The organism is Stenotrophomonas sp. HMWF003 (genome assembly GCF_003061285.1).
Lineage (GTDB): Bacteria > Pseudomonadota > Gammaproteobacteria > Xanthomonadales > Xanthomonadaceae > Stenotrophomonas > Stenotrophomonas maltophilia_AP.
In genome coordinates this window covers 13,970-16,940 of the sequence record NZ_QAIW01000282.1, presented here as the reverse complement: position 1 = coordinate 16,940, position 2,971 = coordinate 13,970, and the positions used below count along the sequence as shown (strand labels likewise).

The window sequence follows — 2,971 nt, the reverse complement described above, 5'->3', positions numbered from 1 at the left end:
GGCGCCGCACCACCTGCTGGACCTGCGTGATCCGTGGCAGACCTATTCAGCCGCCGAGTTCGCCGCCGATGCCGCGCGCGCGGTCGCCGACATCGTGGCCCGTGGCCGCATGCCGATCCTGGCCGGCGGCACCGGGCTGTATTTCCGTGCGCTGCTGCAGGGGCTGTCGCCGATGCCGCCGGCCGATCCCGACACCCGTGCGCGGATTGCCGAACAGGCGGCCGCCGAGGGCTGGGCGGCGCTGCACGCCGAACTGGCCGGCATCGACCCGGTCGCCGCGGCACGCATTCATGCGACCGACCCGCAGCGCATCCAGCGTGCGCTGGAGGTGTACCGGCTGAGCGGCACCCCGATCAGCGAATGGCAGAAACTGCCCGGCGTGGATCGCCTGCCGGTGCGCACCCTCAAGCTGGTGTTGGCCCCGCGCGAGCGCAGCGTGCTGCACCAGCGCATCGAGACCCGTTTCGACGCCATGCTGGCCCACGGCTTCCTGGACGAGGTCCGCGCCCTGCGCGCGCTGCCGGACATGGCCCGGGTGGCGGCACCGCTGGACCTTCCGGCCATCCGCGCGGTCGGCTACCGCCAGGCGTGGGAGTTCCTGGACGGGCAGGGCAGTGCCAGCCAGTTCCGCGAGCGGGGCATCCAGGCCACCCGCCAACTGGCCAAGCGCCAGCTGACCTGGCTGCGGGGCGAGCTTGATGTGCGCTGGTTCGACCCCCATCTGGATAAGGCTTCCCTGGCGGACGCGGTGTCGACCTTCGTCGCACGCTGACTCCACGCCTTCTCCCCTCCGGCCCGTGTACCATCAAGGATTCCGGTGGGCGGCGGGGGCCGTGGAACTGCCGGAAGACCATAAAAACAATAATCAGGAGTTGGCAATGTCCAAGGGGCAATCGCTGCAGGATCCGTTTCTCAATGCACTTCGGCGCGAGCGCGTGCCGGTTTCGGTGTATCTGGTCAATGGCATCAAGCTGCAGGGAACGATTGAATCGTTCGACCAGTTTGTGGTGCTGCTGCGTAATACGGTGAGCCAGATGGTGTACAAGCACGCCATTTCGACCGTGGTGCCGGCACGCAACGTGCGGGTCGGTCCGGGCGGCGGCTATGTACAGTCCAATGAAGGTGGCGCCGAAGGCGTCCCAGGTGAAGACGACGTTGAGTAATACGTTCGGTATTTCCGGAGAACTGCGTGTTTGACCGTTCCAAGCGAGGCGAACACGCACTCCTGATCCAGCCGCATTCCGGCCGGCTCGAAGAAGATGTGCTTGAAGAGTTCACCGATCTGGCCCGCTCCGCCGGGGCCAGCATCGCCGCGACGCTGACCGCGCGCATCGATCGGCCCAACCCGTCGATCCTGATCGGCACCGGCAAGCTGGACGAGGTGAAAGCCGCGGCCGACGCCACCGGTGCCGACCTGATCCTGGTCAACCATTCGCTGTCGCCGGTGCAGGAGCGCAACCTGGAGCGGTTCCTGGAGCGCCGGGTGATCGACCGTACTGGCCTGATCCTGGACATCTTCGCCCAGCGTGCGCACAGCCACGAAGGCAAGTTGCAGGTCGAGCTGGCGCAGCTGCGCCACATGGCCACGCGGCTGGTCCGCGGCTGGACCCATCTGGAGCGTCAGCGCGGCGGTGCCATCGGCCTGCGTGGCCCGGGTGAAACCCAGCTGGAAACCGATCGCCGGCTGCTCCAGAAGCGGGTCGAACAGCTGCAGAAGAAGCTTGAAAAAGTGGAAGTGCAGCGCACCCAGATGCGCCGCGCACGCGTGCGCAGCGAGTTGCCGCGCGTGGCCCTGGTGGGCTACACCAATGCCGGCAAGTCGACGCTGTTCAATGCGCTGACCGGTGCCGAGGCGTATGCCGCCGACAAGCTGTTTGCCACCCTCGACCCGACCGTGCGCCGCATCATCGTGCCCGGTGGCAGCGTGGTGCTGGCCGACACCGTCGGGTTCGTGCGCGATCTGCCGCATGAGCTGGTGGCCGCATTCCGCTCGACCCTGAGCGAGGCGCGCGAGGCCGATTTCCTGCTGCACATCGTCGATGCGGCCGATCCGCACCGCGAAGAGCGCATCGCCCAGGTCGACGAAGTACTGGCCGAGGTCGGTGCCGGTGATCTGCCGCAGCTGCTGGTCTTCAACAAGATCGACCGCATCGACGGTGCCGAAGTGCGTCACGACGCGCAGGACGGCATCCCCGATGAGGCGCGCCGCGAGCGCGTATGGATCTCCGCACGCGACGGGCTTGGCCTGCCGCTGCTGCAGTCCGTACTGGGCAAGCGGCTGGGCCTGCAGCATGTCACCGGCGAACTGCGCCTGCCGCCCAGTGCTGGCCGACTGCGCTCGCGCCTGCACCAGCTGGAAGTGGTGCGCAGCGAACAGGCCGACGAAGACGGCTGGTTGCTCGATGTCGACCTGCCCATCGCCGAAGCCGAGAAACTCGCGGCGGGCGAGGGCGGCGAACCGATCCGCGCCCTGCTGCCGGAAAAACTGCCGGAGTGGTAATGCCGGCCCCGTAGAGCCGGGCTCTGCCCGGCTGCAAGCACACCGTAAATCCGGGCTCTGCCCGGCTGTTCGTTATGTTCAGCCGGGCAGAGCCCGGCGCTACGTCGTACGCCCAGCACACGACACCGCCGCCGATATCGGCTAAAACAGGGGCATTCATCCCCCGGTTCCAGGATCACCATGCACGTCCCCACCGATGCCGAACTCGGCGTCCTCGCCCGTGATGTCGGCCAGCGCCTGCAGCAGGCCGCCCTGCAGCTGGTCAGCGCCGAAAGCTGCAGCGGCGGCTGGATCGCCAAGGCGATGACCGACGTGGCCGGCTCGTCGGCCTTCTTCGATTGCGGCATGGTGGTCTACAGCTACGAGGCCAAGCAGCGCCTGCTCGGCGTGCGCGCGCACACGCTGGAACAGTTCGGCGCGGTCAGCCGCGAAACCGTGCTGGAAATGGTGTCCGGCGCGTTGATCAATTCC

Annotated in this window: 4 protein-coding genes; all 4 read left to right on the top strand. The window is 67.5% G+C overall.

The genetic code is table 11. The features are described from left to right. On the top strand, nucleotides 1–772 hold a 772-nt coding region (gene miaA, locus DBR34_RS11765; RefSeq protein ID WP_128096929.1), incomplete at its 5' end, for a tRNA (adenosine(37)-N6)-dimethylallyltransferase MiaA. A 106-nt stretch (nucleotides 773–878) separates the two neighbouring features. Then, nucleotides 879–1,163 carry an RNA chaperone Hfq gene (gene hfq / locus DBR34_RS11760; protein WP_128096933.1) on the top strand — a complete coding sequence of 95 codons (285 nt, stop codon included), beginning with the start codon at nucleotides 879–881 and terminating at the stop codon, nucleotides 1,161–1,163. 26 nt (nucleotides 1,164–1,189) lie between these two features. After that, entirely contained in the window at nucleotides 1,190–2,500 is a 1,311-nt protein-coding gene (gene hflX, locus DBR34_RS11755; RefSeq protein ID WP_128096928.1) for a ribosome rescue GTPase HflX, read from the top strand. A gap of 180 nt (nucleotides 2,501–2,680) precedes the next feature. Continuing rightward, nucleotides 2,681–2,971 (top strand): nicotinamide-nucleotide amidohydrolase family protein (locus tag DBR34_RS11750; protein ID WP_258223843.1); only part of this gene is annotated, 291 nt, incomplete at its 3' end.